Raw genomic sequence first — 12998 nt, forward strand, 5'->3', positions numbered from 1 at the left:
TTCGGTCACTTCTGTGCCGTCGTTTGATTGGCGATGCCGTAGCGAACCACGTTGACGCTCTCGGTTCGTTTCTTGACCTGTTCTTCGGTCAGTCCTTCGGGCGCGTTGGCATCGGTGATGCTGCGCAGCGCGAGCGATAGCGAGCCGCTCTGGCGCGCGCGCGCCAGCGTCTCGGCCTGGTCGGACTTCAGTTCGAGCGTGGCCGTGCGGCCGACGAGGGAGTTGCTGCCCTCCTTTTCCTTCGGCGCCTGATCGATCGCGAGAACGCGGATATTGGAGAGGATGATTTCGGACTGGACGACGTCGGGTCCCTTGCCGTCCGGATTCTTCTCGCGCTTGGAGAGAATGACGTCGACCCGGTCGTTGGGCAGGATGAAACCGCCGGCGCCGGTTTCAGGCGATATCTCGGTCGAGAGCGCCCGTGCGCCGGTCGGCAGGATGGCGGCCATGAAGCCGGAGCCGTTGGCCTTCACCAGCTTCTGCTCGCGGATCGGCTCGCCCGCATAGAACGGGACGCGCGCGATCGAGCCGGCAACATCGTTGATGGCCTCGGCCCTGCTCGCGCGCGTGATCAGGTTGCCGGTGGAACCCGAAGCGGGCCATGCCTGCCACTGCACGTCCTCGGCCTTGACCTGCTGGCCAAGCCCGATGTCGGACTTTGCAACGAGAATTTCCACGGTCGGCAGTTGTGCGACCGGTTCGGTCGCGGGGCGGGATTTTTCGTCCGTGCCCCGGGCGAGATAGGCGGCGACGCCGCCCGCACCCAACGCGATGATCAGTACGACGATACGTGCGATGTTCATACGCTTACGATCTACTCTTACGCTTACGCAGGGAGTCCCATTCCAACGCAGCCATCCCCGAAAGAAATGACTACGCAGCAATGGTATAAGGGGGCTTGATGCGTGAAATTTTTGGTTGATCGGACGGCGAGATTCACCGTCATGGTGAACGACTGGTTACGTTCAAAAGGAGCTTTGTCCGCAAAATCCCGGAGGTGGCGATGCCGATGCGCTACCTGTGGAGGTTGCCTGTAGCGTCGGACGTCCGCGCCGTGCGCAAGGCGGGGCTTCAGGGCCGGACGTTCCGACACCGGGCGGCGTGAGCCGCCCGCCCAATCAGGTCGCGGCCGCTAGTGCCGCGAATCCCCGGTCGAGGTCGGCCTTGAGGTCGTCGACATTCTCCATGCCGATGTGAAGCCGCAGCGTCGGCCCGCCGGGCGACCATTTGGTCGCGGTGCGATACTCGTTGCAGTCGAACGGAATAACGAGGCTTTCGAAGCCGCCCCAGGAAAAGCCCATGCCGAACAGCTTGACCGTATCGAGCAGGGCGTCGACCGCCTTCTGCGGCACCGGCTTCAGCACGATGCTGAACAGGCCGGAAGCCCCGGTGAAGTCGCGTTTCCAGATCGCGTGGCCGGGATGGCTTTCGAGCGCCGGATGCAGGACCTGCAAGACTTCCGGGCGGCTCGCGAGCCAGCGCGCCATGTCCACCCCGGAGCGATAATGCTGCGCCAACCGCACCGCGAGCGTGCGGGTGCCGCGCAGCGCCAGGAAGACATCGTCCGGACCGGCGCAGACGCCGAGCAGGCGGATACCTTCCGTGAGCTGTGGCCAGGCTTTCGCATTCGCCGAGATCGTGCCGAACATGATGTCGGAATGGCCGCCGATATATTTGGTGGCAGCCTGCATGCTGATGTCGACGCCTTGATCGAGCGAGCGGTGAAACAGCGGCGTCGCCCAGGTGTTGTCGTCGATGACGAGCGCGCCCTTCGCGTGCGCGACGTCAGCGATCGCGGGAATGTCGGTCATTTCGAACGACTGCGAGCCGGGCGCCTCGACCAGCACCGCTTTCGTATTGGGCTTGAACAGCTTTTCGATGCCGGCGCCGATCAGCGGATCGAAATAACTGACTTCGACGCCGTAGCGTGCCAGCATTCCGTTGCAGAAATTGCGCGAGGGCCGGTAGACGTTGTCGGTTACCAGCAAATGGTCGCCGGCCTTCAGCACCGAGAGCAGGGTGGTGGTGATGGCGGCCAGGCCCGACGGCGCAAGCCCGACGCCGGCGCATTGCGGGCCTTCCAGCGACATCAGGACGTCCTGCAACGCCCGTGTGGTCGGGCTGCCGTGGCGGCCGTAGGAGAATTCGGCCCGGTGGGCGTGCAGATCCTCGGCGGTCGGATAGAGCACGGTCGAGCCGTGGAAGACCGCCGGGTTGACAAAGCCCCTTTGTCCCTTGGTGTCACGGCCGGCGGTGACCAGCCTGGTTTCGGGTTTTTGCGGGTTCGACGGACCGTCGTTCGAAAAGCTCATGCGTTTGCATTATCCAAGACGTTTTGCCGCAGCCGCAACTTGATGGCGAAAACACGGTCAGGCGGCGGATCGGGCCGGTCAGTTAATAACAAGAGACAGAAGTCGGCAGTCAACCCCTTGACCCGGCTCGCTAGTCGTTCTGAGATACGCGGTGTCTATCAGTCGCTGCAAGTTGAGGGGCCTGCTGCGATACCGGATCCACAACCTGACCGAAATGGCACGCCAAATGCACGGTCAGGATGACGCTTTTCAGCGAGGGATCAGCGGCTTGGCCCCACAACGTCAGGCGTTGCCTAAAAATCGATCTTCCGGACGCCCCCTCGAAAGGCCTTACCAATGAAACGCGTATCTCTGGTTGTTACCCTTGCTGTTGCCGCCGCCGCTCTGTCGGCCCAGGCCGCTTCAGCGCAAACCCTCAAAACAGTGAAGGAGCGCGGGATGCTGTCCTGCGGGGTCAGTCAGGGTCTGCCGGGCTTCTCCTCGCCCGACGACAAGGGCAACTGGACCGGGCTCGACGTCGACATCTGCCGGGCGGTCGCGGCGGCGATCTTCAACGACGCCACCAAGATCAAGTTCGTGCCGCTGTCGGCCAAGGACCGCTTCACCGCGCTGCAGTCGGGCGAGATCGACGTACTGTCCCGCAACACCACCTGGACGCTGTCGCGCGACACCTCGCTCGGTGCCAACTTCACCGGCGTCACCTATTATGACGGCCAGGGCTTTCTGGTGAAGAAGTCGCTGAAGGTGAACTCCGCGCTGGAACTGAACAGCGCATCGGTCTGCGTGCAGACCGGCACCACCACCGAACAGAACCTCGCCGACTACTTCAAGGGCAACAACATGAAGTACGAGGTGATTGCGTTCGCGACCGCGGACGAGACCGTCAAGGCCTATGAATCCGGCCGCTGCGACGTGTTCACCTCGGACGTCTCCCAGCTCTATGCCGAGCGTCTCAAGCTCGCCAATCCCGCCGACCACGTCGTGCTGCCCGAAGTGATCTCGAAGGAGCCGCTCGGACCGATGGTCCGCCATGGCGACGACCAGTGGTTCGACATCGTCAAGTGGACGCTCTACGGGATGGTCGGCGCCGAGGAACTCGGCATGACCCAGAAGAACGCCGACGAGATGGTCAAATCCGACAAGCCCGAGGTCAAGCGCGCCGTCGGCACCGACGGCAATCTGGGCGAACAGCTCGGCCTGACCAAGGACTGGCTGGTGCGGATCGTGAAGGCGGTCGGCAATTACGGCGAGTCCTTCGAGCGCAACGTCGGTTCTGGCTCCAAGCTCGGCATTGCCCGCGGCCTCAACAATTTGTGGAACAAGGGCGGTATCCAGTACTCGCCGCCGATCCGCTAGGCGCCGGCTGGAGGGGCTGCGGCGATGGCCATCGAACCCCGAAAACCACCGTCGCAGCTACTGCCCAAGCTGCAGCGAGCCTTGGGCGGCCGGGCCGGCTGGAGCGGCTTTGTGCTCCAGCTGCTGTTCGTCGCAGCGCTCGCCTGGATCTCATACGAGATCGTCGCCAATGCCCGCGCCAACCTGCAGGCGCAGCGGATCACCGCGGGCTTTGGCTTTCTTGCCAACAATGCCGGCTTCGACGTCAGCCAGAGCCTGATCTCCTATTCCGGTTCAGATCCCTATACGCGGGTCTTCCTGGTCGGCCTGCTCAACACGCTGCTGGTCTCCGTGATCGGCATCTTCTTCGCCACCATCATCGGCTTTCTCGTCGCGCTCGGCCGGCTGTCGCCGAACTGGCTGCTGGCGCGCATCTCGGGCGCCTATGTCGAACTGATCCGCAACCTGCCGGTCCTGTTCCAGATCCTGTTCTGGTATCTGGCCGTGCTGGCGGCATTGCCGAACCCGCGCCAGAGCGTTTCGATCTTCGACGCCGTCTTCCTGAGCAATCGCGGCCTCGTCGTGCCGAGGCCGATCGGCCAGGCCGGCTTCGAACCGTTCGTCGTCGCCCTTTTGGTGGCGATCGCCGCCGCGCTCGTGTTGTGGCGCTATTCGCGCCGCCAGCTCTATCAAAGCGGCAGGGTGATCAAGGTCTGGCCCTATGCGCTCGGCATGATCATCGGCCTGCCGCTGATCAGCGTGCTGATCTTCGGCAAGCCCGTGACGTTCGAGATGCCGGTGCTCCGGGGCTTCAACTTCGCCGGCGGCTCGCGCCTCATTCCGGAATTCGTCGCGCTGACCTTGGCGCTCTCGACCTACACCGCGGCCTTCATCGCCGAGATCGTGCGCGCCGGCATCATGTCCGTGCACAAGGGCCAGATGGAGGCGGGGTCCTCGCTCGGCCTGCAGCGCGGCTCGGTGCTGCGGCTGATCGTGATCCCGCAGGCGATGCGCGTGATCCTGCCGCCGCTGACCAACCAGTATCTCAACCTGACCAAGAACTCCTCGCTGGCGGTCGCGATCGGCTATCCGGACCTGGTTTCGGTGTTCGCCGGCACCACGCTGAGCCAGACCGGGCAGGCGATTGAAATCATCGGCATCACCATGGGCGTCTATCTCCTGATCTCGCTCGTGACCAGCGCGATCATGAGCTTCTATGGGTGGCGAATCAGCCGGAGCATGGGCGGATGAGCGATACGACCGCATCCAGTTTCGTTCGTCAGGAACTCGTGCCGGAGCGGCCGGCGCCGGTGAAGACGACCGGCTTCATCGGCTTTCTGCGCACGCGCCTGTTCAATTCGCCGACCAACATCCTGATCACGATCGTCAGCCTCTTGCTGATCTATGTGATTGTCGTTCCCGCGTTGAGGTTCATGCTGATCGACGCGGTCTGGACCGGCACGGACCGCACCGCGTGTCTGCCGAAAAATCCCGGAGACGTGGTCGGCGCCTGCTGGCCGTTCATTCAGGCCAAGTTCTCCCAGTTCATCTATGGCTTCTATCCGGAACCGGAGCGCTGGCGCGTCAACCTGACGTTCGTTCTCGCCACTATCCTGCTGGTCCCGTTGCTGATTCCAAGGTTGCCGGCCAAGGGGCTGAACGCCCTGTTGTTCTTCGCGGCATTGCCGGTCGTAGCCTTCTTCCTGCTGCGCGGCGGCGGGCTCAGCGGTTTCGGCGTGAGCTGGACGGCCGCGCTGCTTTCGGGCTTCAACGACAGCATCGCCGAGGGCGGCAGGAAGCTGGCGACCTCCGGCGAGGCGACGGCCGTGGTCGGCCCATTGCTGTGGGCGATCGGCAAGCTGCTGGTGCTGATCAGTACGGCGATGAGCTGGATCCTTCTTCCGCTGACCTGGCTGCGCGGGACGATCCAGAACTCTGGATCTCCGGTCTGGGCCGACCTCGCGGCGACCGCGGTGATCGTATCGGCGCTGCTGTTCTGGCTGACCGGCAGCGCGCGCACCATCACCACGAGCCTTGCGGTCTTTGTTGGGATTGCCGCCGTCATTGCGATCATGGGTCTCGATCGCGGCGGGCTGCCGGAGGTGGACACGCGGCTGTGGGGCGGCCTGCTGGTGACGTTGGTCGTCTCCGTCGTCGGTATCGTCGCCTCGATGCCGGTCGGTATCGCGCTCGCGCTCGGTCGCCGCTCGACCATCCCGCTGATCCGGATTTTCTCGATCGCCTTCATCGAGTTCTGGCGCGGCGTTCCCTTGATCACCGTGCTGTTCTTCGCGACCTATATGCTGCCGCTGTTCGTGCCGACCGGCTTCACCATCGACGGGCTGATGCGCGCGCTAATCGGCATCGCGCTGTTCGCCGGCGCCTATCAGGCCGAGGTGGTCCGCGGCGGCCTGGCGGCGGTCCCGCGCGGGCAGGCGGAGGCGGCGAGCGCGCTCGGCCTGTCCTGGGCCAAGACCACGGCGCTGATCGTGATGCCGCAGGCGCTGCGCCATGTCATCCCGGGCCTCGTCAACAGCTTCATCGCCCTGTTCAAGGACACCTCGCTGGTCTCTATCGTCGCGCTGTTCGATCTGCTGGGACAGCTTCGCGCATCCTTCAGCGACCCGGTCTGGTCGACGCCGACGACGCTGTTCACCGGTTTTGCCTTCACCGGGATTATCTATTTCGTGTTCTGCTTTGGCATGTCGCGCTATTCCCTGTTCGTCGAGAACCGGCTGAACGCGCATCGTCGCAACTGAGTACAGCACCATGACCGCAAATTCGATCGTCGGCATCAACGCGCTCAACAAATGGTACGGCGACTTTCACGTGCTGCGCGACATCAACCTCGACGTCGGCAAGGGCGAGCGCATCGTGATCTGCGGTCCCTCGGGCTCGGGCAAGTCGACGCTGATCCGCTGCATCAACGCACTGGAGGAATTCCAGGAAGGCCACATCATCGTCGACGGCATCGAGCTCGGGCCGAACCTGAAGCGGGTCGACGAGGTTCGCCGCGAGGTCGGCATGGTGTTCCAGAGCTTCAACCTGTTTCCGCATTTGACCGTGCTGGAGAACTGCACGCTGGCGCCGATCTGGGTGCGCAACATCCCGAAGAAGGATGCCGAGGCGACCGCGATGAAATTCCTCGAGCGGGTCAAGATCCCGCATCAGGCCAGCAAATATCCGGGCCAGATGTCAGGCGGTCAGCAGCAGCGCGTCGCCATCGCCCGCGCGCTGACGATGAACCCGAAGGTCATGCTGTTCGACGAGCCGACCTCGGCGCTCGACCCCGAAATGGTCAAGGAGGTGCTCGACACCATGGTCGATCTCGCCAGGGAAGGCATGACCATGCTGGTCGTCACCCACGAAATGGGATTTGCCCGCGAGGTCGCCAACCGCGTCGTGTTCATGGATGCCGGCCAGGTGATCGAGTCGAACACCCCGGACAATTTCTTCGCCAACCCGCAGCACGCGCGGACGAAGTTGTTCTTGAGCCAGATATTGCGGCATTGATCGAGAAGCGAATGGGGCGTGGCGAATAGCGAGTGGGAAGGCAGCCATTCGCTACTCCCTATTCGCCATTCGCGCTTAAACCTTCTCGAACGGCACGTCGAAGTTGGTGCGCTTCTCCAGCCAGGCGGGCACCGGCAGGTTCTTCGAGCGCATGAATGCCGGATTGAACAGCTTTGATTGGTAGCGGTTGCCGGAGTCGGCGAGGATGGTGACGATGGTCTTGCCGGGCCCGAGCTGTTTGGCGAGCTGGATCGCACCCGCCACGTTGACGCCGGTCGAGCCACCGAGGCACAGGCCCTCGTGTTCGAGCAGGTCGTAGATGACAGTTACGGCTTCTTCGTCCGAAATCAGGAAAGCATCGTCGACCTTAGCGGTCTCGACGACGGGCGTAACGCGGCCGAGCCCGATGCCTTCGGTGATCGAGTCGCCCGGCGTCGATTTGGCCTTGCCGTACTTGAACAGCTCGTACATCGCGAAGCCGTGCGGATCGGCGCAGGCATTGACGATGCCCGGGTGTTTTTCCTTCAGATAACGGCTGGTGCCGGCCAGCGTGCCGCCGGTACCGACCGAGCAGATGAAGCCGTCGATCCTGCCGCCGGTCTGCTGCCAGATCTCCGGTCCCGTGGACTCGTAGTGCGCCTTGGCGTTGTCGAGATTGTTCCACTGGTCGGCGAACAGTACGCCGTTCGGCTCGTTCTTGCGAAGCTGCGCGGCGAGCCGCCGGCCGACATGCTGGTAGTTGTTGGGATTGGCGTAGGGCAGCGCCGGCACCTCGACGAGTTCGGCACCGCACAGCCGCAGCATGTCCTTCTTTTCCTGGCTCTGCGTTTCCGGGATCAGGATCAGCGTGCGGTAGCCGCGGGCACTGGCGACCACGGCAAGTCCGATGCCGGTATTGCCGGCGGTCGATTCCACCACGAGCCCGCCCGGCTTGAGGTCGCCGCGCTTCTCGGCCTCCAGGATCATCCATTTGCCCGCGCGGTCCTTCACCGACTGGCCGGGATTCATGAACTCGGCCTTGCCGAGGATGGTGCAGCCGGTGGCTTCGGATGCGTGCCTCAGCTTGATGAGGGGCGTGTTGCCGATCGCTTCGACGACGTCTTTGTTGAAGGCCATGTCTTTGAAATTGCCGTTGCTTGCCTAATCCCTGGGCGAGCCTAAAGGACCGAAGCTGGCAGCACAAGTAAGCGCTGGGGCAGGGCAGTCAGGACGGTTTTGCAAACACCACTTGGCGGACGTCGATGTTTCCCGACAGGAATCCGGCCTCGCAATACGCCAGATAATATTCCCACAGTCGCCGGAAGCGGTCGTCGAAACCCGAGGGCATCAGGTTCGGCCAGGCCGCGCGGAAATTGCTTCGCCAGATCGCAAGCGTCTTGGCATAATCTTGCCCGAAAATGCGTTCGCGGATGACGGGAACGCCGAACCTGTCGCCGAGCGTTTTCAGAATCTCGGGCGAAGGCAGCATGCCGCCCGGAAACACATAGCACTGGATGAAGTCGACTTCGCGACGATAGGTCTGGAACAGGCTGTCCTGGATGGTGATCGCCTGTATCCCTGCGAGCCCCCCGGGCAGCAGGCGGTCGCGCAACTGTGAAAAATAGTTCGGCCAGAATTGCTCGCCGACCGCCTCGATCATTTCGATCGAAACGATCCGGTCGTAGCGGTCGCGCTCGTCGCGATAGTCCTGCAGCCTGATCTCGACCCTGTCGCTCAGCCCGGCGTTGAAGATGCGCGCCTGCGCGAAATCGCGCTGCTCCTTGCTGATGGTGAGCCCGACCACCTTGGCGCCCAACGTCCTGGCGGCATATTCTGCGAAGCCACCCCAGCCGCAGCCGATTTCCAGGAGCTTCTGGCCCGGCCGCAGGTCGATGGCCTCGGCGAGCCGGCGATATTTGTTGTGCTGGGCTGCGGTCAGGTCGGAGGTGCCGTCCTCGAACAGCGCCGAGGAATAGGTCATGCCGGGATCGAGCCACGCCGAATAGAAGGCGTTGCCGATGTCGTAATGCGCATGGATGTTGCGGCGCGCCTGCCGCCGCGTGTTGCGGTTGAGCCAGTGCCTGACGAACTGCAGCGTGCGCGTCAGCGGTGTGCCGATCAGCATCTTCTGCATCCAGTCCTGGTTGACGCAGAACAGATAGAGGAATTGCGTGAGGTCAGGCGTGTCCCATTCGCCGCGCAGATAGGCTTCCGCAATGCCGATGTCGCCGCCGTGCAGGAGGCGCGAGGCAAAGCCGTAATCGCAGATATTCATCACGGCGGCGGGGCCGGGCCCGTTGCCGCCGAGCCGCACGGTGCGGCCGTCGGCCAGGATCACGTCGAGCGTGCCATGCTGCAGCCGTGAACCGAAGCCCAGCGCCAGCCGGACCAGCCGGGGCAATTCCGGAAACATTGCGTCTACGGTTTCCGACGTGACCGAAATCAACTCGGACATGGGCAATCCATCGAACGTCGGTTTGCCCGGACTTCGCATGGCCAATCAGCCCTGCTTCAGTCTTTGGCATGGGCGGACAACGCGGGCGCAGTATAATCGTTGACCTTCGTGGTCGCCAAGCCGGCTCATCACGCGATAGCTGAAGCGATGGCCGACCGGTTTCAACCGCGTAATGTTTCGACGAGGTCCAGGCCGCGGCACTGCCGCTGATTCCCGTCCCTACCACCGGGTTTCAAATCGGCCTCAGACGGCGGCCTGCGCGAGGGGCTGATTCGGCGTGTCAGAACAGGGGAAAAGCCCCATGAAATCTTCGTAAGATTTCGACCATCGCGCGGTAGCCCGGAAGAGCGTCAACCCCTGTAAAACAAGGCCAAGGGACCACTTTCCCAGCCATTTTGCGCGTCAGCGCGGGCGATCCTGGAGGACCTGCGCGGGGCTGTTAGCGCCTGAGGTGCAAGGGTAGTATCTGCTTCGGTTCCAATGGAAGCATCACCCGTGATCGTATTGCAGGCCAACAGCAGGAGCGCCCGTCATGCGCCGGGCCGGGCTTATCCCGGCGGAGTACGGGTGTGACCCAGCCAGTTGCAATGGCGGTGATCGGAACGGGACCCGCCTTGATGACGGCCGGCAAGCGGCTGGCGCGGTTCGTTGCGGTGTTCGGCTGTCTCGTGAGTTCCGCGGGCTGCATCCTGACCAGGGACCTTCCCGATCCCGCACTCGAAATTCCCGAAGGCTACAAGGCGGCGAAGCAGTCGAAGGCCGCGGATGCGCCGCCGACGCTCGACTGGTGGCGCGGTTTCCGTTCGCGTGAGCTGACGGGCCTGATGGAGGAGGCGCAGACCGTCAACCTCGACATCGCGGCGGCCACCGCGCGGTTCAGGCAGGCCGATGCGCAGGCGCGGATCACGGGAGCTACGCTGTTGCCGGCGCTCAACGGCAACGGGTCTGAGACCTATTCCCGAACCTCCGGATCGAGCTCCAGCGGTCTCACCAATGGCGGGCGCGAGGTGGTCAACTACTCGGCGTCGTTCAGCGCCAGCTATGAGCTGGACTTCTGGGGCAAGAACCGCGATGCCGCGCAGGCCGCGGAAGAGACCGCGAATGCCAACCGCTTCGACCGCGACGTCGTAGCCCTGACCACGCTGACGACGGTGGCCAACGCCTATTTCCAGGTCCTCGCAGCGCAGGACCGGATTCGCGTCGCACAGCGCAACATCGCCAGCGCCGAACGCATTCTCAACGCCATCAAGGACCGCTTCAGGGCTGGCACCGGCAACGATCTCGACGTCGCCCAGCAGGAAAGCGTGCTGGCCAACCAGCGTGCGCAGGTGCCGCCGCTGCGGCAGACGCTCGACCAGAACATCAACGCGCTGGCGACCCTGGTGTCGCGGCCGCCGGAAGCCGTGCGCGTCACCGGCGGGTCGCTCGACCAGATCGCTTCGCCGCGCGTCACGCCCGGCCTGCCGTCGGAATTGCTGACGCAGCGTCCCGATATCAGGCGCCAGGAAGCCCAGCTCGCCTCGGCGACCGCCAATGTCGGCAACGCCCGCGCGCAGTTTTTTCCGAGCATTCAATTGACCGGGCAGGGCGGCTATCAGAGCGCGGCGCTGACCTCGCTGTTTCAGCCGCACGCCGCCTTCTTCAGCATGGTCGGCAGCCTGACCCAGCCGATCTTCGACGGCGGCAGGATCCTCGGCAATTTCGAACTCACCAAGGCGCGGCAGGATGAATTGCTGCAGGTCTACCGCAAGACCGTGGTGCAGGCCTTTGCCGACGTCGACAACGCCCTGTACTCGATCCGCCAGACGACAGAAAGATTGCGGTTGCAGCGCGAGGTGGTGGGGGCATCGCGACGGGCTTTCCAGCTTGCCGAACAGCAGTTGCGGGCCGGAACCGCCGATATCGTAACTGTGCTAAATACGCAGACGACGTTGTTCCAGGCTGAGGATTTGCTGACGCAGGCCCAACTGGCCCGGTTCCTGGCGATCGTCAGCCTCTATCAGGCGCTGGGGGGCGGCTGGGAGCCCAGGATGGAAAGGCCGGTTGATGCTCTTTAAGCCGGAACAGGACGACGCCAAGACGGCCGGCAGGCGCGTCGCGCGCGGCATTGGTCGACGCATGGTGTCGCTGACGATCACGCTGTTGATCCTCGGCGGGCTCGGCTATCTCGGCTGGAACGCGTTTCAGCAGAAGCAGGCCGGCCGTGGCAACCCCAACGCGCGTCCCGATCTGCCGGTGCCGGTGCTGGCGGCGATGCCGCGCGTTCAGGATGTGCCGGTCTATCTCGACGCCGTCGGTTCGGTCCGCGCGCTCAACACGGTGACCGTGCGGTCGCAGGTGGAAGGCAAGCTGATCAAGGTGAATTTCGTCGAAGGGCAGGACGTCAGGCAGGGCGATGTGTTGGCCGAGATCGATCCGGTGATCTACCAGGCGCAATATGACCAGGCGGTCGCCAAGAAGGCGCAGGATGAGGCGCTCCTCGCCAACCAGAAGCTCGACCTGGCGCGTTATCAGCAGCTTGCCACGTCGAACGCCGGCTCCAAGCAGCAGGCCGATACGCAGCGCGCGGTGGTCGCCCAGCAGGAAGCGCTGATTCAGGCCGACCAGGCCGCGATCGACAATGCCAAGGCGATGCTCGGCTACACCAGGATCATCGCGCCGCTGACAGGCCGGACCGGCCTGCGCCAGGTCGACCAGGGCAACATCATCCGCGCGGCCGATGCCACCGGCCTCGTCATCCTGACGCAGTTGCAGCCGATCGCGGTGCAGTTCAGCCTGCCGCAGCAGCAGATCGTGCGCGTCAACGCCGCCGCTGCCGCCAAGGGCCCGCTTGCGGTCGACGTGTTCGGCAATGACGGCGTGACCGTGATCGACACGGGAGCGCTCAAGGGCATCGACAACCAGGTCGATCCGACCACCGGTACGCTGAAGCTGAAGGCCGAATTCCCGAACGCCAAATTCCAGCTCTGGCCCGGGCAGTTCGTCAATGTGCGGCTGAAGGTCGAAACGCTGGAGAAGGCGATCGTGGTGCCGACCTCGGCCGTGCAGCGCGGCCCCGTCGGCACGTTCAGCTATGTGATCGGCCCCGACAATGTCGTGACCGCAAAGCCGGTCGTGGTGACGCAGCAGAACGAGAACGACGCGGTGATCGCGAGCGGGCTCTCGACTTCCGATCGCGTCGTGACCACGGGCTTCGTCAATCTTTCCGATGGCGCCAAGGTGCTGATCGGCACCGATGACCGCGCGCCGACCGCCGACCTCGCGCCGCGCAAGCGCACCCGCAGTCCAGATGCGAAGGGCGAGTCCAAGGCAGGCCAGGATAAGGACCAAGCGAAGGACGGCCAGGCCAAGGGCGGCGCGACGAAGTCGCAGCCGTGATCGATGCGCCGCACGTCTGAAATAGA

At 63.8% G+C, this 12998-nt stretch carries 10 protein-coding genes; 6 read left to right on the forward strand and 4 right to left on the reverse strand.

Features of this window, described 5'->3' with window-relative positions; genetic code table 11:
• Nucleotides 1-5: 5 nt before the first annotated feature.
• Nucleotides 6-803 carry a Flp pilus assembly protein CpaB gene (gene cpaB / locus V7E26_RS04620; protein WP_324413959.1) on the reverse strand — a complete coding sequence of 266 codons (798 nt, stop codon included), beginning with the start codon at nt 801-803 and terminating at the stop codon, nt 6-8.
• A gap of 315 nt (nt 804-1118) precedes the next feature.
• Nucleotides 1119-2312 (reverse strand): cystathionine beta-lyase, encoded by a 1194-nt coding sequence (gene metC, locus V7E26_RS04625; protein ID WP_324413961.1) that lies wholly within the window; start codon nt 2310-2312, stop codon nt 1119-1121.
• A gap of 336 nt (nt 2313-2648) precedes the next feature.
• On the opposite strand from metC, the gene V7E26_RS04630 reads away from it, so the two are divergent.
• The 4 genes from V7E26_RS04630 to V7E26_RS04645 are packed head-to-tail and all read left to right on the forward strand — an operon-like array spanning nt 2649 to nt 7160.
• A complete protein-coding gene (locus tag V7E26_RS04630; RefSeq protein ID WP_324413963.1) occupies nt 2649-3668 on the forward strand; it encodes an amino acid ABC transporter substrate-binding protein in 1020 nt (339 codons plus the stop codon).
• A gap of 24 nt (nt 3669-3692) precedes the next feature.
• Entirely contained in the window at nt 3693-4898 is a 1206-nt protein-coding gene (locus V7E26_RS04635) for an amino acid ABC transporter permease (RefSeq protein WP_324413965.1), read from the forward strand.
• Complete coding sequence (locus tag V7E26_RS04640) at nt 4895-6406, forward strand: amino acid ABC transporter permease (RefSeq protein WP_324413967.1); 1512 nt, start codon at nt 4895-4897, stop codon at nt 6404-6406. Before V7E26_RS04635 ends, V7E26_RS04640 begins: the two co-directional genes overlap by 4 nt.
• 10 nt (nt 6407-6416) lie before the next feature.
• Nucleotides 6417-7160, forward strand: coding sequence for an amino acid ABC transporter ATP-binding protein (locus tag V7E26_RS04645; RefSeq protein WP_324413969.1), 744 nt, complete (start codon nt 6417-6419; stop codon nt 7158-7160).
• Between the two features lie 75 nt (nt 7161-7235).
• Here V7E26_RS04645 and V7E26_RS04650 read toward each other — a convergent pair whose 3' ends face one another.
• On the reverse strand, nt 7236-8276 hold the full coding sequence (locus V7E26_RS04650; RefSeq protein WP_324413971.1) for a cysteine synthase A: 1041 nt from the start codon (nt 8274-8276) through the stop codon (nt 7236-7238).
• 88 nt (nt 8277-8364) lie between these two features.
• Nucleotides 8365-9594 (reverse strand): cyclopropane-fatty-acyl-phospholipid synthase family protein, encoded by a 1230-nt coding sequence (locus V7E26_RS04655; RefSeq protein WP_324413973.1) that lies wholly within the window; start codon nt 9592-9594, stop codon nt 8365-8367.
• A 617-nt stretch (nt 9595-10211) separates the two neighbouring features.
• On the opposite strand from V7E26_RS04655, the gene V7E26_RS04660 reads away from it, so the two are divergent.
• Nucleotides 10212-11651 (forward strand): efflux transporter outer membrane subunit, encoded by a 1440-nt coding sequence (locus V7E26_RS04660; protein ID WP_324414095.1) that lies wholly within the window; start codon nt 10212-10214, stop codon nt 11649-11651.
• Nucleotides 11641-12972: an efflux RND transporter periplasmic adaptor subunit gene (locus V7E26_RS04665; protein ID WP_324413975.1), complete on the forward strand. Its 1332-nt coding sequence runs from the start codon at nt 11641-11643 to the stop codon at nt 12970-12972. The genes V7E26_RS04660 and V7E26_RS04665 overlap by 11 nt, the downstream gene beginning before the upstream one ends.
• The last annotated feature ends 26 nt before the right edge of the window (nt 12973-12998 follow it).

The sequence above is a fragment of the Bradyrhizobium sp. genome (assembly GCF_036735945.1).
In the GTDB taxonomy this organism is placed as follows: Bacteria; Pseudomonadota; Alphaproteobacteria; order Rhizobiales; family Xanthobacteraceae; genus Bradyrhizobium.

Coding starts and splice junctions, on each gene's coding strand:
- cpaB (WP_324413959.1), bottom strand. CDS start 803: ATGAACATCGCACGTATCGTCGTACTGATCATCGCGTTGGGTGCGGGC.
- metC (WP_324413961.1), bottom strand. CDS start 2,312: ATGAGCTTTTCGAACGACGGTCCGTCGAACCCGCAAAAACCCGAAACC.
- V7E26_RS04630 (WP_324413963.1), top strand. CDS start 2,649: ATGAAACGCGTATCTCTGGTTGTTACCCTTGCTGTTGCCGCCGCCGCT.
- V7E26_RS04635 (WP_324413965.1), top strand. CDS start 3,693: ATGGCCATCGAACCCCGAAAACCACCGTCGCAGCTACTGCCCAAGCTG.
- V7E26_RS04640 (WP_324413967.1), top strand. CDS start 4,895: ATGAGCGATACGACCGCATCCAGTTTCGTTCGTCAGGAACTCGTGCCG.
- V7E26_RS04645 (WP_324413969.1), top strand. CDS start 6,417: ATGACCGCAAATTCGATCGTCGGCATCAACGCGCTCAACAAATGGTAC.
- V7E26_RS04650 (WP_324413971.1), bottom strand. CDS start 8,276: ATGGCCTTCAACAAAGACGTCGTCGAAGCGATCGGCAACACGCCCCTC.
- V7E26_RS04655 (WP_324413973.1), bottom strand. CDS start 9,594: ATGTCCGAGTTGATTTCGGTCACGTCGGAAACCGTAGACGCAATGTTT.
- V7E26_RS04660 (WP_324414095.1), top strand. CDS start 10,212: ATGACGGCCGGCAAGCGGCTGGCGCGGTTCGTTGCGGTGTTCGGCTGT.
- V7E26_RS04665 (WP_324413975.1), top strand. CDS start 11,641: ATGCTCTTTAAGCCGGAACAGGACGACGCCAAGACGGCCGGCAGGCGC.